The organism is Alteromonas sp. KUL150 (genome assembly GCF_009811475.1).
GTDB classification, from domain to species: Bacteria; Pseudomonadota; Gammaproteobacteria; order Enterobacterales; family Alteromonadaceae; genus Alteromonas; species Alteromonas gracilis.
The window spans coordinates 1-21,546 of record NZ_BLIJ01000086.1 but is presented as its reverse complement, the minus strand read 5'-3'; the positions used below and the strand labels follow the sequence as shown (position 1 = coordinate 21,546).

General features: G+C 42.2%; 23 protein-coding genes. 1 reads left to right on the top strand and 22 read right to left on the bottom strand.

The window, feature by feature from the left end; all coding sequences use genetic code 11:
* The 14 genes from GVO62_RS18880 to GVO62_RS18820 all read right to left on the bottom strand — a co-directional run bounded on the left by GVO62_RS18880 (position 1) and on the right by GVO62_RS18820 (position 14,347).
* Positions 1-1,755, bottom strand: a complete 1,755-nt coding sequence (locus tag GVO62_RS18880) for an efflux RND transporter periplasmic adaptor subunit (protein WP_159120568.1) — start codon at positions 1,753-1,755, stop codon at positions 1-3.
* On the bottom strand, positions 1,755-3,140 hold the full coding sequence (locus GVO62_RS18875; protein ID WP_159120567.1) for a TolC family protein: 1,386 nt from the start codon (positions 3,138-3,140) through the stop codon (positions 1,755-1,757). Before GVO62_RS18875 ends, GVO62_RS18880 begins: the two co-directional genes overlap by 1 nt.
* The gene (locus GVO62_RS18870; protein ID WP_024017190.1) at positions 3,140-3,637 is read right to left on the bottom strand and encodes a DUF411 domain-containing protein; all 498 of its coding nucleotides are present in this window, start codon (positions 3,635-3,637) and stop codon (positions 3,140-3,142) included. The genes GVO62_RS18875 and GVO62_RS18870 overlap by 1 nt, the downstream gene beginning before the upstream one ends.
* 103 nt (positions 3,638-3,740) lie before the next feature.
* Positions 3,741-4,118: a hypothetical protein gene (locus GVO62_RS18865; RefSeq protein WP_024017191.1), complete on the bottom strand. Its 378-nt coding sequence runs from the start codon at positions 4,116-4,118 to the stop codon at positions 3,741-3,743.
* Between the two features lie 188 nt (positions 4,119-4,306).
* On the bottom strand, positions 4,307-5,518 hold the full coding sequence (locus GVO62_RS18860) for a permease (protein WP_159120566.1): 1,212 nt from the start codon (positions 5,516-5,518) through the stop codon (positions 4,307-4,309).
* A gap of 255 nt (positions 5,519-5,773) precedes the next feature.
* Positions 5,774-6,154, bottom strand: coding sequence for a cation diffusion facilitator family transporter (locus GVO62_RS19560; RefSeq protein WP_236547241.1), 381 nt, complete (start codon positions 6,152-6,154; stop codon positions 5,774-5,776).
* Positions 6,155-6,208: 54 nt separating this feature from the next.
* Positions 6,209-6,406, bottom strand: a complete 198-nt coding sequence (locus GVO62_RS19555; RefSeq protein ID WP_236547240.1) for a hypothetical protein — start codon at positions 6,404-6,406, stop codon at positions 6,209-6,211.
* Positions 6,407-6,512: 106 nt separating this feature from the next.
* Positions 6,513-9,623: an efflux RND transporter permease subunit gene (locus tag GVO62_RS18850; protein WP_159120565.1), complete on the bottom strand. Its 3,111-nt coding sequence runs from the start codon at positions 9,621-9,623 to the stop codon at positions 6,513-6,515.
* Positions 9,624-9,683: 60 nt separating this feature from the next.
* Positions 9,684-10,613, bottom strand: coding sequence for an efflux RND transporter periplasmic adaptor subunit (locus GVO62_RS18845; RefSeq protein ID WP_014951216.1), 930 nt, complete (start codon positions 10,611-10,613; stop codon positions 9,684-9,686).
* On the bottom strand, positions 10,606-12,003 hold the full coding sequence (locus tag GVO62_RS18840) for a TolC family protein (protein ID WP_014951215.1): 1,398 nt from the start codon (positions 12,001-12,003) through the stop codon (positions 10,606-10,608). The genes GVO62_RS18845 and GVO62_RS18840 overlap by 8 nt, the downstream gene beginning before the upstream one ends.
* Before the next feature lie 72 nt (positions 12,004-12,075).
* The gene (locus GVO62_RS18835) at positions 12,076-12,453 is read right to left on the bottom strand and encodes a hypothetical protein (RefSeq protein WP_014951214.1); all 378 of its coding nucleotides are present in this window, start codon (positions 12,451-12,453) and stop codon (positions 12,076-12,078) included.
* Positions 12,454-12,472: 19 nt separating this feature from the next.
* On the bottom strand, positions 12,473-13,372 hold the full coding sequence (locus GVO62_RS18830; protein WP_014951213.1) for a cation diffusion facilitator family transporter: 900 nt from the start codon (positions 13,370-13,372) through the stop codon (positions 12,473-12,475).
* A complete protein-coding gene (locus GVO62_RS18825; protein WP_014951212.1) occupies positions 13,359-13,724 on the bottom strand; it encodes a DUF3703 domain-containing protein in 366 nt (121 codons plus the stop codon). Before GVO62_RS18825 ends, GVO62_RS18830 begins: the two co-directional genes overlap by 14 nt.
* The gene (locus GVO62_RS18820) at positions 13,721-14,347 is read right to left on the bottom strand and encodes a cation transporter (protein WP_014951211.1); all 627 of its coding nucleotides are present in this window, start codon (positions 14,345-14,347) and stop codon (positions 13,721-13,723) included. The genes GVO62_RS18825 and GVO62_RS18820 overlap by 4 nt, the downstream gene beginning before the upstream one ends.
* Positions 14,348-14,426: 79 nt before the next feature.
* Here GVO62_RS18820 and GVO62_RS18815 point away from each other — a divergent pair, with 79 nt between their 5' ends.
* Positions 14,427-14,849, top strand: coding sequence for a Cd(II)/Pb(II)-responsive transcriptional regulator (locus GVO62_RS18815; protein ID WP_159120564.1), 423 nt, complete (start codon positions 14,427-14,429; stop codon positions 14,847-14,849).
* A gap of 14 nt (positions 14,850-14,863) precedes the next feature.
* Here GVO62_RS18815 and GVO62_RS19550 read toward each other — a convergent pair whose 3' ends face one another.
* From GVO62_RS19550 to GVO62_RS18775, 8 genes are all read right to left on the bottom strand, one after another.
* Entirely contained in the window at positions 14,864-15,076 is a 213-nt protein-coding gene (locus GVO62_RS19550) for a GDCCVxC domain-containing (seleno)protein (RefSeq protein ID WP_159120563.1), read from the bottom strand.
* Between the two features lie 47 nt (positions 15,077-15,123).
* Positions 15,124-15,399, bottom strand: coding sequence for a mercury resistance system periplasmic binding protein MerP (gene merP / locus GVO62_RS18805; protein WP_159120562.1), 276 nt, complete (start codon positions 15,397-15,399; stop codon positions 15,124-15,126).
* A 31-nt stretch (positions 15,400-15,430) separates the two neighbouring features.
* Entirely contained in the window at positions 15,431-15,775 is a 345-nt protein-coding gene (locus GVO62_RS18800) for a mercuric transporter MerT family protein (RefSeq protein ID WP_159120561.1), read from the bottom strand.
* Positions 15,776-15,850: 75 nt separating this feature from the next.
* A complete protein-coding gene (locus GVO62_RS18795; RefSeq protein ID WP_159120560.1) occupies positions 15,851-16,234 on the bottom strand; it encodes a MerR family transcriptional regulator in 384 nt (127 codons plus the stop codon).
* A 221-nt stretch (positions 16,235-16,455) separates the two neighbouring features.
* On the bottom strand, positions 16,456-16,668 hold the full coding sequence (locus GVO62_RS18790; RefSeq protein ID WP_118491370.1) for a hypothetical protein: 213 nt from the start codon (positions 16,666-16,668) through the stop codon (positions 16,456-16,458).
* A 217-nt stretch (positions 16,669-16,885) separates the two neighbouring features.
* Positions 16,886-18,511, bottom strand: coding sequence for an ATP-binding protein (locus GVO62_RS18785; protein WP_159120559.1), 1,626 nt, complete (start codon positions 18,509-18,511; stop codon positions 16,886-16,888).
* Positions 18,508-20,592, bottom strand: coding sequence for a Mu transposase C-terminal domain-containing protein (locus GVO62_RS18780; protein WP_159120558.1), 2,085 nt, complete (start codon positions 20,590-20,592; stop codon positions 18,508-18,510). Before GVO62_RS18780 ends, GVO62_RS18785 begins: the two co-directional genes overlap by 4 nt.
* Positions 20,579-21,397 carry a TnsA endonuclease N-terminal domain-containing protein gene (locus GVO62_RS18775; protein WP_159120557.1) on the bottom strand — a complete coding sequence of 273 codons (819 nt, stop codon included), beginning with the start codon at positions 21,395-21,397 and terminating at the stop codon, positions 20,579-20,581. Before GVO62_RS18775 ends, GVO62_RS18780 begins: the two co-directional genes overlap by 14 nt.
* Positions 21,398-21,546 lie beyond the last annotated feature (149 nt).

Here is a 21,546-nt window from a genome sequence, read left to right as displayed (position 1 = left end):
TTAATGGTTCGAATGATCGACAACAGCTTTCTGTTCATGATTTGTCTCATGTTCGTCGCTGTTTTTTTCATTTGCTTCAAGGGAAATTTCAGTGATAACCAATTCATCTCTCACTTCAAACGTGAAAGTGACGTTGTCACCAACATTAAAGTCAGCTATTTCTATATTTTCCGCGACGATAAAATCCATCGTCGCAGCAGGTCTATCCCACTTCTCTATTGGGCCTCGACTAATATTGAAAGTGCGATTGCCTAAGGTTATTTCATTAATTAAACCTGAGACTGTTGCAGAGGATACTTCTGGCTGACTCATGATATGAATACCAGTTACTTCATATCCACTATCTTCGGTTTTAGACACCTCGAAGTGTAAAGATTGACCTGACTTTAAAGAGTCAACATCAACATTCTCAGCCACATTAAAGTCCATTGTCATTTCCGGCCAATCCCAAGCTTCAGCCGGGCCATGTGTAATATTGACCATACGATGTCCTGTCATGACGCTGTTTACTTCACCTTGCATCCAGATAGAGTTCGGCACCTCATCATGTGTCATACGCTTAAAGTCTGATGACTTACTTGATTCCGAATCAATTAGGAATTGAGCAGACGTAACAACAACATCATCTTCATTTAAACCGCTCAGAATCTCGATACTATCTTTATCAACTCGACCAATAGTTACCTCAATTGATTTAAACTGTCCGTCACCTAAGGCGAGGACGACTCTGTCTTGCTTGCCTGTGCGTATGACCGCTTCTTTAGGAACAATAATCGCACTGTCGGCTTGATTCGCATGGATCGAAACTTGTGCGAACATATTGGGCTTTAATTGAAAATCAGGATTACCAAATTTCAAGCGAACTCTAAGTGTGCGAGTTTTACTGTTTAATGCTGGGTAAACATAGTCAACCACACCTGTCCAATCTTCTCCGGGCAAGTAGTCTAGAGTCATCGATACTGGCAACCCTTCTTTGATAAGCGCTGCATCTCGTTCAAACACTTCAGCCTCTACCCATACTTGGTCAAGTTTGCCGATACTAAGCAAAGTATCTCCCGGTTTCACATAGAAACCTTCTCGTATCTTTAACCCACCTACAACACCTGCTTGAGGCGAATAAAAGGTAATTGTTTGTTGAACTTTTTTTGTTTGCTCTAGTTCTTTAATCAAGCCTGCTGAAAGTTGTAAGGCTTTAAGACGATCTTTAGCTGCCGTAACTAACGAGCCGTTATTGCGCTTTAAGGCGATTAACAATTCTTCTTGAGCATTAACTAACTGGGGAGAATATAAGCTGTAAAGGGGTTGACCTTTTTCTACAGGGTCACCCTCAGCCTTAACGTATAGTTTTTCGATCCAGCCATCAACACGTGGGTGGATATGAATTAGTTTATCTTCGTCATATTGTACATAACCCACCGTAGAGATTTCAGTGTGCATATTTTCTAGCTCAACAGGTGCGGTACGAACACCAAGATTATTCACCACATGAGGAGCGACCCTAACAGCACCGGGGCCGAAGTCATCAGTTGATGATTCATCTTCATACACAGGAATTAAGTCCATCCCCATAGGAGATTTACCGGGCTTGTCCCGGCGGTAGTTAGAATCCATCGGGGCAACCCAATAAAGCGGCTTTTTCTCTTCAGAATTTGTTTTCGGTCCTTCAGAGTTAGGATTTAGGAATAAACCCAATGTCCCAGCACCTATTGCTGCACCAATGATGATCGCGATAATTATTTTTGTATTAGATGACATTATTTCTCTCCGAATTTACCAGTGTGTGCGGGTGCTGATTTTGAATGTGACTGTGCGAAGAAATAATTGATACGAGTTACTGTTTTCAATGCATCAACATCTATTTTTAGTGCGGAAATTCTGGCATTAAGCATTGCGATTCTAGCTCGAACAACTTCAGAAAAATCACCATCATCGTTGGTATAAGCAGTCAACGAAGCTTCTGCGTGGTCGTGGGTTTGCGTAAGCAATTGTTCTTTATATATTGACTGCCTTTCTGATAGTCTTTTCAGCTGCCTTAGCTCTTTTTCAATTTCGCTAATCATTTGTTTTGTTAACAGCAATTTCTCTGTTCTGACAGCTTCTGTTTCCGCGATTGATGCGGCAACTTGTTTATCTTGTCTATTTTCAGTGAATAACGGTAAATCAAACGTCACACCAACAGAAAACAAGTCTGCTCTATTATCTCCTGATGGCATATCATCACGATAGGCATAGCTGGCGTTTACTCCCCACTGGGGCTTATATTGTTGTTTGGCTATATCAACAGCTGTTTCAGTCACTTTTTTCTGAACATCAATTGAGCGAATCGCAGGGTGATTTTCTAATTCTAATGCCAGAGCATTTCGCGAATAATGAGCCTTCTTTAAAAATGCGGGGGTTTGCAATCGAATTTCAGGTAGAGTTTCTGAGACATTGAATGCCATTGGTTGCGCGTCAAAATCAAACGCTTTTTCATAGTTACTGTCATCATAAAGATGAAGCCATTCGTTTAGACGAGCAATTGAGGTTTCTAATTTTTGCCTCTGGACTGTCAACCTATCTTCCAATTGAACGATTTCTAGTTGTGCTCGAATGACATCTTGTTGTCTTGTTTTTCCAATCACATTTGAGTAACTGGCTTTTGCTATCTCCGCCATCTGCTCAAATAGTTCCCAATCGTTCTCGATTAACTTAATGGTTTGTTGCGCTAGAAAAGCGTCTAACCAAAGTTGGGAAACTTCACTTTTCAATTTCGCCTTACGATTTTCGCGTAACAGCGGGTATTTAGTTGATTCGATTTTTAGCTGTTGTCGTTTGAGTTCCAAACTATCTCCTCTAGGAAACATTTGAGAAACTCCAACTTTAAATTGAGTCATACCTTCCTGATCTAAGTTCCATGTATCTGTTGGTAAATTCATCATGCCCACAGACATAATAGGGTCAGGCAATGTTCCAGAAGCTATACTGTTATACTCAACAGCTTGCTGTTTCAACTTGCTGCCGTGCAGCCAAGGGTCATTTTGCTGTGCTAATGCTATCGACTGATCAAGTGAAATGATCTTTTCTGCTTGGGCATAAAATGCAGAAAATCCGATCATTAAACTAACAGTAATCTTTAACAGACTTGGAATTCCAAATTTCATTAGAATTGTTCCTCATAGGTTTTCACCTCTGCATACACTTCGCTAGTACCATCTTTAAATAGAATCAACACGTTATAAGGCATAAAACGTTCACCTACTTCCATCCCCGGAGAGCCAACAGGCATCGCTGGGACTGACAAACCAATGGCGTTGTTGTGTTTTTCAGCTAAAAATTGTTTTATGAATTTGGCAGGCACATGCCCTTCAAACGCAAAGCCATTTCTAGTAACGGCTGTATGACAAGAGCGATAATTAGGTTTGATACCGTACTTAGTTTTTATATTGGAGATGTTGCGGTAATCTTTGGAGTGCGCAATCACCCCTTCATCTTCAATATGGGTTATCCACTTTTTGCAACATCCACAAGTCGGAGTTTTGTAAACTAATAACTCGATTAGCTTTGCTTCGACATGACTTTCATGATTATGCTCGGTAGCGTGAGTAAACGCTGGTATTAGCAGTATAGCTACCGCTAACTTAAAAAATAATTTGATCATTTTGCCCCCAGACAATGCTGGATAAAATATAGGCGCAATAGCGCTTAATTAATTAACAAGAAAAGTTATTCTGTGCGTAAATTTTGGACGCACTAACCCTGTGTTAGGCAAATATTGGTGGACGGAAAAGGGAAGTAGACATTGACTTTGGGTGTTCAGCGCCTTGGTTCACTATAGCTTCAGTAAAGCCCAAAATATCAGGTGAACCATTGTTTGAATTCAAAAATGTGACTGATGTACATGCATTTGCAGGACAAATACAGTCAACGTCGCAGCAGTCTTTTGAACTTGAAGCACTAGCCTTCATATCACCATGTTCCATACCTTCATGAGACTTCATTGAAGAGTGTTCCATAGTCATATGAGATTGATGAGAATCTGCCGACATTTCACAAGACATAGATGTATAAGCCAATGCTTGCCCAACAAAGGCAGTAAGCATGGCAACAACAACTAAGACTTTTGAAAGTGGTTTAAACATACAGTTCTCTTAAAAATACCTTATCATGATAATCTAAACTTGTGTTTGTGTAAATGATACAGAGCGTTCCCTCTCAAAAAAAACTAACTGAGCACAACGGTTATCAGCAATTCAGATGTGACTGTATAGACGAGGCTAGAAGTAGGATCGATGCAAGTCGCCCAATTTAAGAAAAATGCGCTTGTAGATTAGAAAAATGGAAGCACAGCCACACCAATTGCAAGCCATCCATACGCGACAATCGAAAGCGACAGCAGTATCCAGTCGCCAAGGCTTCGATTAGTTGACATCGATTTTTCTTTTTTATAGTACTGCCAAACGATGAATGCAGTGGTTAGCGCGAGAAAGAGCAAGTTCAAGAAAAACGTGTAGTCTATGTTAAAAAACTCACGATCTGTCATTGACTGAAATCCTGAAGCATCAGGCAAGTGTCCCAAGAGATCGAGTCCATAGTGCATGACGAGCGATACGCCCACAAGCGCACATAGAAATACAATCAGTATATAAATGGCCATTTTCCAGCCATAGTACTGCGCCTGAATCCGCAACACTGGAAATACCACCAGATCACTAAAGATAAACGCCATTACTCCAGCGAAACTTACCCCCTGCCCGAATAACACGGCCGCTAGCGGAATGTTGCCCATGGAGCCGATAAAAGTAAAAAAGGCCGCGACGGGGCCAACGATGGTTTGCGCAAGAATTTGCAAAAAGGAATTCGATTCTTGCCCGGCTCCGATGAAAAGTGATTGAAAAAATTCAGTGGGAACAAATACCGCAATGATACCGGCGACAGTGAATCCAATGGTTACATCTTTCCATACCATCTTCCATTCCATCGTGTAGCGGCTAGCAACTTGGTGCCATCCCGCTTTACTCACTATTTTATCTTTCCAGCTTTTTTCCTTGCTATTCGCTTGGCTATCGCCACCTTCTGCTTTTTTTGCATGCTCTCGCGACTTTTCCTCAAACTCTTTTTTACACGTCAGTTTGACCAACAGCCAAACGGCTAGGATAAGTAGAATACCACCGACATATTCTCCTACAACAAACTGCCACCCAAGAAAAATAGAAATGATTATGCCTAATTCCACCACCAAATTGGTGGACGCCAACATGAAAGCAAGCGAAGGGATTAAGCCTGCACCTTTTACAAATAGAGCACGCGTTGTAGATAAAGCTGCGAAGGAACAGGAACTGGAAATAAAACCAAAGAAAGTGCCCAATGCGACACTTTTGGGTCCGGTTTTTCCCATGGATTTTTGCATTCTCTCTTTGGTGACAAAAACTTGGATCATTGAGCTTATTAGGTAACCAAGCGCGAAGGCCCAAAAAGCCATCCAAAATGGGCCCAAAGTAGTGTGGGCGGCCTCTTGCCATTGCGTTAAAAACTCACTCATGTTTCCCCTCCTTTCGCACGATGTAAATCTAACCCTGATTCAGTTAAAAGCTTTATGGATTCCTGTTGATTTTTATATCCTAAACATTGGCTAAATGGCTTCGTACACTCTGTGTAGTCTTCCGAAGACTAGGCGCTTCGTTTTATCTGCTCAGTTAACAGCATTACCTGATAAAAATCTAAGTAACTAAAAAACGATTATAGTTTCTATACTATGAATTAAGTCAGTTTTGAGAGAAAGTATTGTATTCGCCAGTTACTTCTTATCAACGTTGATTTCTCTTGCTTTAGTGTAGGCCTCCCAACCTTCTTTTGCTGCATAAGGTACAATGAGCAACGCCGCCACAGGATCTGCCCACCACCAACCTAACCAATTTACCAATAGCAAACCAGCAAGAACAACGATAGTCTGGTATAAACAGATAAAGGTATCTTTGGCATCGGCAAGTAACGCTGGGCTGTCCAGCTTACGACCATATTTTCTTTTGAAATAAATAAGAATAGGGTTGATAAGCAAAGAAGTAACTAAAATGATTAACCCCATAGTGCTCCAGCTTGAAGTTTGCTGACTAAGAAGTTTTGTAATTGAATCATAAGATATAAATATACAGACCAAAGTAAATGATACTGCAATCACGTAGAGAGTAATTTTCTTCCGTCTATTTACCTGATCTTCATCAATTCCTTTAAGCTAACCGTGTAGACGCCAGCCAAGGGTGGCAGCACTTACCACCTCTATTGTGCTGTCCAATGCCCACCCTATGAGCGCTGAACTATTGGCAATTATTCCTGCTATTAAAGCGACTATTACTTCAATTGCATCATAGATGACATTTAATATTTGAAGCGTTCTCGCCTTTTTCAAATCACTTTTTCTTGTTGGTTCCATACTTTCCTGCAACGTCAAAAAATGAACGACACGACAATATTCTAGTTTCGCCGTTCTGGATAATTCGAAATAAGGGCTTTCGTCATTAATCAGAAAGCCCTTAACATTAGATCGCAGTTTTGCTGTGAACGAGTCTATAGAGTACAGGTAGTACAACCAGAGTTAACAAGGTAGAGGATATGAGCCCACCAATGACCACGGTTGCCAGAGGTCGCTGCACCTCTGCGCCAGTACCTACGTTAAGCGCCATGGGCACGAAACCAAGACTCGCCACTAACGCGGTCATCAGCACTGGCCGCAAACGTGTCATTGCACCATCAATAATCGAGTTTACTAACTCGCCAGTTTCTTCCATCCTCTGCCTGATAAAAGACAGCATCACCAGACCATTCAATACAGCAATACCAGAGAGCGCGATAAAACCAATCCCTGCGGATATTGAAAGAGGCATATCTCTGCTCCAAAGCGCAAAGATGCCGCCAGTTAATGCCAAAGGGACGCCTGTAAAAATTATCAAGGCGTCTTTGACTGAGCCGAATGCAATCACAAGTAATGCAAGGATCAGAAAAAGCGTTGCGGGCACAACCAAACTCAGTCGCTGACTTGCGCTTTCCAATTGCTCAAACGTACCGCCATAACTTATCCAGTAGCCACTTGGCAGTACCACATTGGCTGCGATCTGCTCTTTAGCATCATTCACAAAAGAGCCTAAATCACGATCTCTCACATTTGCTGTGACTACGATACGGCGCTTTGCGTTTTCTCGACTTATTTGACTGGGTATATTGGTATATTCAAGCTCAGCCACCTCGGCGATTGGCACATACTCACCATCATTGGTCATGATGGGTATATTTCCCAGTGCTTCTAAGTTATTGCGAATATCTTCAGAATAACGAACAACAATCTCAAAACGTCTGTCACCTTCAAATACCAAACCAGCTTCTTTGCCGCCAACGGATGCACTTAACCATGTTTGCAAGTCAGTTACGTCTAAGTTGTAACGCGCCAGCGCATAAGGTTTCGGGTTCACCGTGAAGATAGGGATCTCATCTACTTGTTCTACTCGTGCATCAGCAGCGCCCGGAATACCTTGTAATACCGCTAAAACATCACCAGCTGAATCCCGCAGCTTATCCAGATCATCACCATAAATTTTGATCCCTAAATCTGCTCTAACGCCGCTAATCAATTCGTTAAAGCGCATCTGTATGGGTTGCGTAAACTCATAGTTATTGCCGGGCACATTTTGAAGATCCCGTTCTAATTGCTCGACAAACTTCGCTTTCGATAATGCAGGGTTTGGCCATTCATCAATGGGTTTTAACATTACAAAAGTGTCGGTGACATTGGGTGGCATAGCATCAGTAGCCACCTCAGCAGTACCCGTTTTAGCAAACACGGTGTTTACCTGTGGGTATTGCATAATGACCTGTTCAAGCCGTTTTTGCATATCGACAGCCTGCTCAATTCCCGTGCCGGGCACTCTCATTGCATGAAGGGCGATGTCACCCTCATCAAGTTGCGGCACGAATTCAGAGCCTAGACGCATCCCAAACCAAACACTGATGATAACAAGCAATGTCGCAGCACCTACGACTAACCATCGTAATTTTAATGCCCACTCCAATACAGGGCGGTAAACTGATTTAGCCCCTGTTATTATTGGACTCTCTTTTTCACTAACCTTGCCTGACATAAACATAGCAACAGCTGCGGGCACAATGGTGATTGAAAATACCATTGCCGCTAGCAATGCCAATATTACGGTAGCCGCCATTGGGTGAAACATCTTCCCTTCGACACCTGTTAAGCTAAAGATAGGAATGTACACAATCGTGATTATCATCACGCCAAATAGACTTGGGCGTATCACCTCATTCGTTGCCTCAAATACGACTTCCAGCCGTTCTTTAAGAGGCAGTATTGCACCCGTTCGCCGCTGCGATTCACTTAATCGCCTAATACAGTTCTCCACAATAATAACCGCTCCGTCAACAATCAGTCCAAAGTCTAACGCACCTAAGCTCATTAGGTTCGCGCTAACGCCCGTTTGTACCATGCCTATTATTGTGGCAAGCATGGCAAGTGGGATGACAGCGGCGGTGATAATTGCTGCCCGTATATTGCCCAGCAATAAAAATAAGACAACAATAACGAGTAGTGCGCCTTCAACAAGGTTTTTTTGTACTGTATTGATGGCTTTATCCACGAGCGTAGTGCGATCGTATACACTTTGGATAATTACGCCCTCTGGCAGGCTTGCTTGGATTTCATCCACTTTATCAGCCACGTCTAGCGCAACAGCTCGGCTATTTTCGCCTATTAGCATCATAGCTGTGCCCAACACCGTCTCTTGACCTTCTCGTGTTGCAGCGCCCGTTCTAAGCTCCTTACCGATGGCGACCTCTGCAATGTCACTTACCGTGACGGGAGATCGGTTTGTAAGCGTTACCACCACGTTACCGATGTCCTCAACGCTCGAAAGTCTCGCTTGTGAACGTACTAGTATTTGCTGGCCGTTGCGTTCAATGTACCCAGCGCCCTGATTAGCGTTATTTCGATTTAATGCCCGCAATAAATCGTCAGTACTAACGCCGTAATTAAGCATAAGTTGAGGATTAGGCTTCACATGATACTGTTTGGTAAACCCCCCAATAGCATTAACCTCTGTTACCCCTTTCACCAAGGCCAGTTGAGGTTTCACCACCCAATCGTGTAACTCTCGAAGCGCCATTGCATCAAATTTTCTGCCATCGACAGTTACTGTGCCGGGCTTCGCGCTAAGCGTGTACATGTAAATTTCACCCAAACCTGTGGCAATCGGCCCCATCTTAGGCTCAATACCATCGGGCAATTGGCTTTTGATAATGCCTAGCCGTTCGTTTATGAGGTTTCTGGCAAAATAGAGATCCGTGCCTTCTTCAAAAACGGCCGTCACTTGTGATAAGCCATAGCGCGATAGTGAACGTGTGTAGTCCAAGTTTGGTAATCCTGCCAAAGCGTTTTCTACCAAAAAGGTGATACGTTGTTCAGTTTCAAGCGGTGAATAACCTTCTGCTTGTGTGTTGATTTGTACCTGAACGTTGGTGATATCGGGTACGGCATCAATAGGCAGCTTTTGATAACTGAATAGGCCTAATCCAATCACCAAAAAGGAAAGCATCAGAAAAATACCGCGCTTTTCGATTGCGGTACGAATAATGGAAACTAGCATCTTAAACCTCCCTTAGAACTACACGCCATTTGACAGGGAAATATCAGTTGTAGTGAGGCATTAATGATCATGGCCTGCCTCCGATTTTTCCAAATCTGCTTTAATTATGTAGCTATTGGAAGCCACGACGCGTTCGCCTGCTTCAAGGCCACTGATAACCTCGATATAGTGACCATCTGAGACACCAAGCTCTACCGCTCTGGGCGCATACTCATCACCCTCAACCACAAAAACAACTTGTTTGGCTTCATACTCTTGCACAGAAGATAGAGGAACCGAATGACTTACTGACTTAGTTGACGTCGTAACTTGTGCTTTGACCAGCGTACCGAGTGGCCAATATCCAGTACTATTATCGACAGCTACATTGGCAAGAGAGTGTGGATTGCCATCAGCTGAAGGCGTAATATATGCAATCTTGGAGGTTTGGTTGAAACCTGCGTGGCTTAGTTCAACTGACTGTCCAACCTTGATGCTGCTAAGCATTTGTGAAAAAACGGTCAGCTGTGCCCATACGTTTTTATAGTTAGCTAACGAAAAAAGTACTTGCCCGTTTGATAACTCACCATTATTCGCATGTCGCGCAATCACATTGCCATCAAAAGGTGACGTGATGGAATAACTTTTTAAACTCTCATTGGACTCAACAACCGCTAAAATATCACCTTTCTTAACGGAATCGCCAATGTTGACTTTTACATCTTTAATAACACCGTCAAACCGTGCTCTTATATGACTTAATGAGGCGGGGTCTGCACTAATTCGCCCATAAAGCGTACTCGTTAACGCAATATCGCGTGCGAGCACGGGAGTTGCAGAAATACCATTCTGAATTGCTGTTTCATTGCTCATTCTTACGACTTCACCTGCGTGATTGTCTTGATCGCTGGAACTTACATCACTGTGTTTACCTCCTGCGATTGCGGTTAGGCTATAAAGGCTAAGGGTGAAGATAGAAATAAGTACTTTTTGTATTGTGAATTTATTCATAATCATGACTTCTTATCGAAATGTTAGATGACTGCTGCCAATTGCTTTTGTGACTTGGGTGAAATGAGTCATCATTGTGCTCATTCGTCAGCGCGAGACCTGTGAGTGTTTCAATTTCTGTTTTGCTTAAGTGAACTTGAGACGCTGCCTCTATTAATGTCAGCCGGGTTGTCAGAAATTCTTGTCGAGTAGTTACCCATTCCAAGTAGCTGAAACGGCCCTCCAAATAGGCGTTCTCGACTAAATCTAACGCGCCCTTTAACGGAGGAATCACCTTGCGCTGAAGTGTGTCAATCTCTAGCAATGCTCGTGTATGTTCGCCTAACGCTTGATTAACTGAATGTAATAGGCTTCGAACGTTGCTTTGTCTTTGCTGCTCTATTGCGTCAAGACGTGCCCTGTTTGCTTCATATTCACCAAGGTTTCGTTCTTTTTGAAACAATGGAACGCTTACTCCGGCAACCAGTGCTGTTTCATCAATACCTTGCATTCTGCGAAGCCCCGCTGACCACTCAATATCAGCGCGGTTATTCGCTTGCACTAAACGAAGCTGCGCCGCTTGCACACGGCTTTGTTTAGCGTATAGGTCAATGTGAGGGCTATTTTGGATTGCGACTGCCAGCGCATCAAACGACTCAATCTTATTAAAAGCAAAAAGATCGCCTTCCACACGCTTAAAGCTCGGTACCTGCTCCCCCCACATGATGGATAAACTGCGCAAGGCAAACGTTAGGTCCTGTTGAGCTAGATTAACATCGAGCTTTGCTTGGGCCAGCGCAGCTTGGGCACGTTTTTGTTCTAACAAGGGGGACGCGCCTGCTTCAACGCGTTTCGTTACGGCATTCAATGTATAAAGTGCAAGTGCCTCTGCATCTTTTATGACGTCTAAGTTCGCCTGCAATACGAGTACTTTGATGTAACGACGATTAAGCTCACCGAGGATATCTAAGGTGAGTATTCGCTTTTCAACATCTTGCTGTATTCTTCGTTCAGAGAGTACATTCAACCTTGCTGCTGGCTTATCATTGAGCTGTAACACTGATGATAATGTCAAGGTAACTTCAAGCTCTTTGAGACCTGATACCTCGCCAGTTCCCAAAAAGTTCTCTAATTCAACCCCTGCATTCAATGCGGGTTTAAGCGCCGCCGTTTTTGACTCTCCGTCTATAACACGTTGTTTAAATTTAAACTCATACAGACTTGGATTATTGGCAAGTGTTAGTCTAATAGCGTCCTCAAGAGTCAGCGTTTCTCGTATGGGCGCTTGGACACTTTTGTCTACAAATCTGTTGGTTTTCGCCGCATGAGCGGTCGGTGGACTGAGTAATAAGCCCAGTATGCAACTGCACACAATGGCAGATGCATGCCCGAAAATAGGAAACATTTTCATTGGAATATCCTAATAATTTATCAATATTTAGCATCGCGAGTGTTATCAGCGCGGTGCTATCGAAAAAACGTACTAGGAAGTAATTTTGGGGGGGCGAAGTAAGCGGTTAATAGGTGCGTCAATTACCGCATCTAAATAGTTGAAATTGTGGACTGAAACCACTGTTTTCAGACTGTTGATATGACTCTGACTGACCCATTGTGCATGTGTGCCATGGCAGTGGCCGCAATGGTGACAATCAGCAGGATTGTGGTGCTCTGTACTTACTTTATCACTGGTTTCATTGGCAGACAGCTCAGACTGCACTTGCTCGTGCTCAGAATGCTTATGCTCGTGTTGCAAGTGCTGAATGTCTATTGCATGAAAATCTAACGAATTCGCCACAGCAGAAAACGACTGAAAGAGTATCAGCGAGATCACGATGTAACTTATGCGTTTTAGATTTTTCATGTATGAAAGGTTACCAAGCCTAATTCACTTCGTCACGACATTGTTCATTAGCAAACTCCAGCTCAACTGTCGTATGTTCAAATTTATACTTTTCTAACGAACTGTGTATGTTTTCTTTGAGTGATTGGAGGTGCTCAAGACTGACATCTTCATCAAGAACAAGATGGACCGTCATTACGTTACGCTCACCGTCTAGAGACCAAATATGAAAATGATGAAGATCACTTACCTTATCGTTTGCCAGTAAATCGCTTCGAATCTTTGAAAGCTGTTCTTCATCGGGCGTTGCTTGCAAAAACAGCATTAGGGTTTCTTTGAGATTGCGGAACACATTGAAAAGGATGAACAAAGTAAAGCCAATGGATAAGATTGGATCTAAAATAGGCCAAGGCTTAAACATTAAGACGATGGACACGATAAATACTGCTACCCAACCAAGCACATCTTCCAGCAAATGCCAGTTGAGGACTCGCTCATTTAATGAGTCTCCCTCACTCAGTTTATAAGCCGCAAAGCCGTTTACTGCCATCCCAAAGATAGACAATAAAACCATCCCTTCAACTTGGGGCATTTCAGGCTCAGCCAAACGAGGTATCGCTTCAAGCAATATCCAAATGGAGCCTACCGTCAGCACAATACCGTTAATCAATGCACCGAGTAAGGAAAATCTTTTGTAGCCGTATGAGAATGTTTGATTAGAATCTTTATCGCTAAGCTTGTTTAATCCCCACGCTGTACCAATGGAAAGACTATCACCCAAATCGTGCACTGCGTCAGCCATAATAGCGGTGCTGTTGGTAAGCCATCCACCAATGAATTCAATAACAGTGAACACCACATTTAAGAAAAACGCCCATCCAATACGTTTAGACGCGTCGGTTGAATTCTCTTGCGAGTGTGAATGGTTATGACTGTGCATTTCTAATTTTTTCCAATATGGCTTTGTTTTCGGGTGAAATAGACATTGACTTGAATGGACTCACGTTTGCCCCACCAGTATTGCCCTCAGGCAATAAGCCAATTGGAGTTTTAGTCAGCGCACCTAGCATTCTAAAAATTTGTCCAAATATCTCTTTAAGGTCGCGGCGTTCTATTCCAAATTTAAGCATTTCATAATGCACTCGTGTGTGGTGGTATGTTGAGTGCTGACCGATGACATGAGCATCCTCTAAGGCCTTAAATCCTGCTTTATTGTCATTGTTCGAAAGGGATTGATGCGCGGCGCTCAGTTTTTGAAGTATGTAAGGTTTTGCTGCTTGAGTGAAATTCATACGATCTCTCCATTCGTCGAGCTGTTTTCACGGAATTCCTGTCTGGCGTCTTTTAGAATTAAGACTGCGCCTCGTAACACAACGATAGACACAATAAAACCTATGACCAAATCAGGCCAACGAGTATCGAATAGATAAACCATCACACCCGCCAATATCACTCCTATGTTTGCAATGACGTCGTTTGCCGAGAATATCCAACTTGCTCGCATATGCACCTCGCCATTTTTTTGTTTTCTGATTATCGCCAAACATATAACGTTAGCGATAAGTGCAACACCGCCCATGCCCATCATAAGCATAGATTCAGGCCCACTTCCAAAGGTTGCGCGACGAGCTATGTCAAACAAAATTAATAGGCCTAATGCCAATTGAAAATATCCACTTACCTTTGCAGCATTGGCTTTGTGAACAATTGTTTTCCCTACTGCATATATACCAACACCGTAAACGACTGCGTCAGCCAACATATCAAGGGAGTCTGCAATAAGTGCTGTTGAGTCAGCGAGTAACCCTACACTCATTTCAATGATAAACATCACAGCATTGATGCCCAATAGCCAGTAGAGAACTGCCTTTTGTTCTTGGTCTTTTATCTCAATTTCGCACCCACAACCACTCATAAAAACACTCGCTTTACTCACCTATAACGCGAGTGTAAACTCTATACTTGGTATAGAGTCAAGCTTTAGGCAAGTTAAAATGAAAATTGGGCTTCTGGCAGCTAAGACAGGGTTAAGTATTCAGACAATTCGTTTTTATGAGCGTAAATCACTATTGGCTGCACCTGAGCGAACGGCATCGAATTATCGAAGCTACTCTGAAGATGCACTGAAGCAGTTATTGTTTATAAAGCAATGTCGCGCATTAGATATGACAATCGAGGAAATTAAATTAGTACTGGAAACCCGAGCAAACCCAGAGAATAGCTGCGAAAACGTTAATACTACAATAGATAAGCATGTTGACGATATCGAACATCGGATAGCTGAATTAAAAGTACTACAAGAAACACTGATTTCAATTCGTTCTGCTTGTGATCATAATAAGAAGGTTAAGGAGTGCGGGGTATTGCATCAGTTAGATAGCATTGCAGAGGCGTGTTCTTCTAATACGGATAATTAGTCTCAGCTAATCTGCTAACTGCAACAACCGCTATCCTCTTGAATTGGGGGGCATTTAACTGTTCCATATGAGCAATAAACACAGCAGTCTCCGCTAAGAGGTTTCAACACTATTTTGCAGTGAGTGCATTCATAGAAAAATTGACATGCAGTGGTTGGCATTTCCTCTTGCTGGCTATGATTGCATTGAGGACATGTAATTGTCGATAAAAGCTCTATTTTCGCCAAAGCGCGGTGCTCCACATGTATGTTAAAAAGAACAATTCGAAAATAAGTTACGATTTTACTCGTGAAGGGAAACCAGCATTCTCTGTCGCTTTCGTTAGTACATCAGGGCTAGTTACTTCATCGTCAAATTTTACAACAGCAAGTTTATTTTCGAATGTAACATCCACTTCCATTACACCTTCAACACGCTCAAGCGCTTTTTTTACTGTTATCGGGCATGTAGCACAATCCATTGAAGGCACTTCTAAAGTAAGTGTTACATCTTTCGCGAATGTTGCAGTGCTGCTTATTAACAACAGTGATGTGATTAAAATTTTCTTCATTTTTTCTCCGATAAAATTAAGGTGGTAGTAGCTATACTAGCCATATAATCCAGTAATTACTGGTGACAAAAAGAAACGCCAACAGCGCGGTAGACCAGAAAATTACTTTTCTTCGCGCTCTTACTTTAGAGATTGAACATGACTCACTTTTTGCACAGTCGTTTACGGGCCGATGGATTTGCCACCCTGCCAATCCAAATAAAACTATTACGGCAAAAATAAAAATAGGGCGATAAGGGTCTAAAAGCGTTAGATGGCTGATCCACGGTCCGCTAATACCCATTAAAAGAAGCACCAGCGGCCCAGCACAACATGCACTAGCACCGATGGCGGCAACAAGACCGCCTAAGATAGATAGTTGACTACTTTTTACCATATTATGACGTAATTTTTTAAACAATCTGAAGCATACACTCCGTATCTAGGTACGGAGTCAAGTGTTAGTGTTATTTTACGGCTGGAGTGACTGAATGATGGGGCAGATTTTGTTTTTCGGGTTGTTTTTACAGTCTGATACGAGGGATTCAAGGCTGCCTTTAAGACGACTTAAGTCTTTTAACTTATCTTCAATAATATCCAGTTTATGCTCAGCGAGGGACTGGACGTCGTCACAGCTGCTGGTACTCAAGACTAATAGTGATGATATTTCAGCCAATGTAAAACCTAAATACTGAGCACGCTTTATAAATAACACTCTGGTAAGTGCCTGCTGTGTATATTGCCTGTATCCTTGCAATGGTTTTATCGGTTGTTCCAATAAGGCCTTCCTTTCATAGAAACGAATGGTTTCTACACCTACATTTGCTTCTTTCGCAAGTTTACTTATTGTGTACATTAATTGCCCCGCATAGTCTGAGTCTATCTTCATTAAGCAAAAAGTGGCATTAAGTCATACTTTAAAGCAAGTTTTCATAGATTCATGGCGGATAATAACAGTAACTGCTAAGTTTCATGCGACAAAGTCGCTCGGTAATTAGACCGATAATTTCCCTTCCTGATCACACTAGTACCTCTGAGGAGAGTGTTAGCCATTTGCGCAAAAAATCAACTATCGCGTTAAACGGTAAAGATCTTTTCTACGACGAATCGATTTTCCTTAAGATAGCCTTCGGAGATTTCACCATTGGGTGTAATTCGCCTGAGTTTCTTACTTGTCTGACTAGGCTCATACAAATCATTTCCATTACTCAAAAGTTCAGCCGCAATAGAACCCGATGCCGATTCTTGGGCGACCCTTTCAGCAAGTCGAAGAACATCAAGTTTATCCATGAAACCTCCTTTGAATAAGAAGCTAAAAGCCGACTAATTTCGAGAGTTGCCAGAAGCTCATACGCCAATTCTCTTGCCTTACCAAATAACTTCAACATAAAAGATAGTGTTGATTCATTAGAAAGAAAAGTCCTGTCATAGTATAAATGACAAAGCCAGCCAGATGTTTCAAATACAGGTAGCTCTCACAACCAAAATCAACCTCATGCAAATAAAGCTAATCCACAGCAGCTATTAAGCCAGCCTTGACCAGATTCGAGTGCATCTCGGACTCAGTATTGGACTGGGAACGAATATATCGTAGATCGTCATGATCAAGCTTCGACCATTTCCCGTATGGGACGACGTTGGTTTTTGGTTTTTGCTCTTTTTTCTGAACCGATTTTAAACTTACTTTGCTTGCATCAACTTCAGCAATTAACTTTCTTACAAGGCTGACATTGTCGATGTCCGGGTACTCATCTTTTAAAAGCGCAATTTCACTGACATGCTCCTTGTAGTCGAGTTTGAAAAACTCTAATAATGATTTCAGCCCATTTTCTTCAGGCTCCCTCTGCTCTGAGATATCAAGTTCCTCAACATATTGCGGCATGTTTTTCACAACATCCTCAATATCAACCGTAGGTATCAAAAGGTCAGAATACTTCAGGATTTCCTTCTCGTTACCAGAGCGTAAAGCGTCTAGCATAGGGTGTACGCTTTTCATTTCTTCCGCATAAACGGTATCAAGCAATGGAATAGTGATTTCTTCAGCTTTTGTAACAATTGCTCTTATCTGTGCAATCACAAACAGCTTAAGTGTGATGTCAATAATGCCCTGCGACAGTACGAATAAGTGTTCAAGCAGATCGCTATCCGGCGTTTGGGTTCGCTTCTTAACCCATTGAAAACGCCATAGTCGCATAGCAAAACTCCGCCATTGCTTCATATCGCTTTCAGTTTTGGATATTCCCCAGTTCATACTACCAAAACCAATTTCCCTCCTAGCGCCACGCAAATCCTTCGAAATACCCGAGGCTTTTGGGGTTCCGACGATAAGTACTGGAACACCGATGGTATTAGTCAATTCAGTAAAAAACTTTAACAGTTCATCACGTTTGTCTTTGGTATCTTGCAGGTGCTGAATTTCGTCTATCACAAGTAAACCCAGCGAATGGTCTATCACTATCTGTTTCATTGCTTGCAATAAAGTTTTTTCGCCTACTCGAATCTCATAACCATAGCGTCGGTGATACTTAGTATTGAGCACCTCGTCAATCGAGTGAAAGAAATTCTTACATAGACTCGCTAAATCGCCGTTATAGGGACATTCAACAACCACGTAGACAAGTTGTTGATGCATATTGTAGTCAGGGTGCTCAATTAATTGAGGGTATGTTGATAAAACTTTCCTTACCGCCGTAGTTTTGCCACTGCCAGAGCACCCAATTAACGTCGTACTCTGAACTGATCGATCTGTGGTCGGGAATACTTGAATTCTCTCTTCTTTTCCTTGAGATTTTAAATAGTTTTCTTGCATCAATTGTTTGTCGTAATGTTTTGCAGGGTTTCGTTTAACGTAGCCGCTACGAATCATCAGGGACAACTTTTTTTCGAGGTTTAGGTGGTTTGGCAATGGATGAAAAAAGTCACCATCAAGTAATCGCCCTAACGCGTGCATTCGCAATTTAGGATGTAGCTTTAAGTCACCCTCACTATGTGTTGGGCGGGATGCCAATGTCTTTGCTAATACAAGATCGTCCTCGTAAATCCTAGGCAAGGCTTCAATAAGCGGATTGCCACGATACTCTTCTAGCCCCGGATCAATATAATTTGCTGTAACCGCTACATAAGGCGTTTTCAATCTTCGTCTCCATAAATATCATCTGGAATATCAGGGTGAGAGAAATCTTCCTGTCTTTTCATCGGTTGAACATTATTTGGTGGTGTTTTAGGGTCATTATCAGGGTTGCTGCCGACAGCACGTTCCTTGCGCTCTTGAGCTATAGCTTCCTTTTTATTAGTTTTTATAGATTTAATACGAGCACTATTCGACGCAGATTTACTGCCAGTTTTGGCACGCTTTTCTGCTGACTCCATGCGCTTTTGAATTTCTTCGTCAGCAGAGAGCTGTTTGTCTTTATTGGCATTGGCAGCCTCACTATTCGCTAGTTTACTTACTTGCATAGAAAGCTTGGCTTCATAAAACGTCATATCTTTATACGCACGGCTTCGGTCGGTCAACTGCGCGATCCAATACTGAGACGTCTGTCCCAGAGGGAACACATAAATTTTATTCGTGCTCCTTGGGTCAAATCCTATTTCGACTTTCTGTGGTCTGGTTCGGTGCTTGTCTCGAATAAACCATCCTTTTTCGAATGCTTCTGAACAACTATAAGTCAGAGACTGATACTTTATGCCTTCATTTGAAACCGTCGCGGTATTTCTCGGTAAAGTTAGTACCTTAAACTTTTCCACGTCATATGATTTTAAGGCACCAGACCTATTCATTATTCCCCATTTCCACAAGTCCTTTGGGGTGTAGGGCAGGTCTTCGGGAATTCCTTCATCAGCATCATATTTTTTCATTCCTTTTAAATTATGCTTATATATAAGTAAGGCAATTATCTCTTCCATTTGTCGCAGAGATAGTTTTGCATCTAAGCGATAATCCTTACCCCCTCTTTTTTTAACTGTTTCTGTTGTCACAACGCCGGGGGCATAAGGCTTAAATTCAGCCTGTAAGGTTCTAAATCTCTGTTCAACAATGCCTTTAGCGTCACCGCGGCGAGCTTTTGCGTTTTCTATACGGGTGTTAAACACGTTGACTAAAGAATCTGCTTGGTGGGTAAGAAGCTCTCCTTTATCCGCTAATACTGCCGTTGGAAGACCTAGCGCTGGCCAATCTTCAAACTCGATTGAAATGCCTAAACGCCTACAAACGTCTACTTTATTTTCTAAACAGTTTGCCAATGACATCATGGCTAAAACATAGGATGGTGGTTCAAAAGTTAGGTAGAAACCTGCCGTTAAACGAGAAAAAACATCGATTACAATAAGAAGCGTGGGTCGACCAATAATTTTTGATGGGTCTTTTTCACTGACCAAATAAAGATCAATAATGGTGGCGTCAAACTCAAACCTGTCTCCGGGTCCTAACACTTGAGCCGTTGCAGTACTGGTAAGTTGTCTTACGTCCTTTTCGAACGCTATTGCTGTGTTACGTGCTTGTGCGGTTTTAATGGCCTTGTATTCCATATTAAACAAGTGTTTTAGCTGCGTAACAGTTGGTGAATCTTGACGTGCAATAGTGGGATATTGCTTCCTAAATTTAAGTAGCATTAGGTCATGAACTTTTGTCCACGGCATTCTCATGGAATTCAAATAATACTTATCAATGGCCTCCCTAAACAATTGTTTAATCTCATCCGTAATTGGGATGCCTGTGCCAACAGTCGTGATACGCGGTCTGCCTACTTTTTTATTAGCAATGTTTCTCGGTTGCTTTGGCGCACCCTGCTTGTGGAAATCAGGTCTTAGGGCATTTTTGTTCTGGCCACGCTGTAAAAATTGACGCAGGAGCTTGTAAAAGTGTTTTTTAGAAAACTCAGGATGATTCTGATCGATAACTTCCTCGTAGAGTCGAAGCCATCCATGCTTGAAGAGCCGATAAGGATTATCAGCAACTTTTTGCATAACTAACCAGTTCGCTTCTAGCCGGTTTTTTTGAGCTTCGGTGGGGTGTTTTAGTGTTTCATCAATGAACGGATCATTGACTACTCGTGCGTATTTGTTTTGAATAGCTTCGGCTATTGCGCTTATGTCAAATTCGATAGGATCAGCAAGTCGTTTATATATATCAATCCAAATAGCGTGATTCGGTGTGATGGCTAACACCCTATAAAATTGACCGTTATCTTCAACTACGCTATTAACCAACAGCATATAAATCTCCGCTATCGAACCCGAAGGTCACGCTATGGATGTCAGAGCAGATAAGGTATTGATAGGGCTTATGGATATCAAACGCCAGCAATCGGTAGCTGAAGGCGTTTCGAGCTAGCTTTAATGCTTCCCCTGACGGAAGCCCATGACGCTTATCATAATCTGAGCAAGCTTTAGCGAGCTTAATGTCAGGGAAGCGCTTTATCTCTTCCCAAAGATCATAAACTTGCATTTGAATAGATTCGCCAATGTGAAGGTCCTTTCCTCCTAGTATCCAGTCAATATTGGCTTGTTGAACATGAGGTATGTCGAGTTCAGTAATTAACTTCCACTGCATTCCTTTGGCCAGACAACTTCGCCTTTCTATTTCGAGCTTAGCAATAACATTTTTATCCATCAGCTCATCATTGTATTTGACCTGAATCGCGATTTGATTGCTCTCTAACCCATCAAAGTCTAATAACAAATCAGTGGTGAATACGTGATATTTATTGCCTTTTTGCGGATGTTTTATGCCCGCTTTATCGGCTACTTCCAGAGTGGTTTCTAGAGCAAACGGATACTGCTCTCGAATGTCATAAATTGACTCATTCCAGTCGTAGAGTGAAAAAGCAAGGTATTCTAGCTTGGAAAGCAAGTGAACTACTCTGCCGGTGCGGTGAGATAAGGCACGATAACTCGTGCCATCACTGGATATTTCTTGAATGTAAATCCATGGCTGATATTCGCTTTTACGGCCCATTCCTCTGCCGCTTGCGAAGCGCTTATCGATTTCTTCTTTTGTCAGCCATTGCAGTTTCTTCATCGCCTACGCCCTATGCCATCTATGACATAGAGCATAAACTAATCTACTTTTATTACCTAATTTAATGCTGAATTTTTATTTGTTGCCAAATATAATATGTCTAGTACCAAATATAATATGCCTAGTACCAAATATAATATGCTCTAACA